The organism is Oleiphilus sp. HI0043 (genome assembly GCF_001634935.1).
In genome coordinates this window covers 1-648 of the sequence record NZ_LWEY01000502.1, presented here as the reverse complement: position 1 = coordinate 648, position 648 = coordinate 1, and the positions used below count along the sequence as shown (strand labels likewise).

Annotated in this window: 1 pseudogene; it reads left to right on the top strand. The window is 50.2% G+C overall.

The window, feature by feature from the left end:
• Nucleotides 1-10: 10 nt before the first annotated feature.
• A pseudogene (locus A3729_RS06230) lies at nt 11-648 on the top strand (hypothetical protein); the annotation flags it as partial.

The following is a 648-nucleotide window of genomic DNA, read 5'->3' as shown; positions in this document are numbered from 1 at the left end:
TTTAGAGGGTGTGGCATGCTCTGACTCCATTCGAATTGAAATTGCACAACGTTGTGAAGATGCGTTGGTAGATGGACTAAGAGCAGATATCGTTTGGTATCGAACAGCTCGCGCGCACGCCGCTTGGCAAGGTCGAAAAGAGGTCATCTTGGATGATCTTGATGCGGTTTCAGAGCTGGTTTTGCACCACCGCCGTAGGCACGACGCGCCACCACCAGCTCAAGGTGATTCCGGAAGCGGTAATCCTAACTCCGGCAACGATTCTCCAGAAACCGGATTTAAGCGACCCGATGATTCACATAGACAACCAAACCAGAATGACGCAAAGGGCGATGCCGATACCGGCGAACAAAATAGTACCGACAGTGATTGGGGGAGTATGGACCCAAAATGCATGAACGGTATTGTATCACCGGAGAATGCCATCCCCACAAAATCAAACGCGCGTGCGATAAGCCAACCCTCTGCATTGTTAGACTCGATGTTTGCCAATCAAAAAGGGCGCTCTACCATAGACCGGCAAACATCGAACAAAGACGGGCGGCTTCCTGATTGGTTCGGCACACTGCTAAGTAGTTTTGGCGAGTGGCCGCCTAATAAGCTCAAGATGCGGAAACAAAAATTGGGTCAGTCAGTCTTACATGTTGT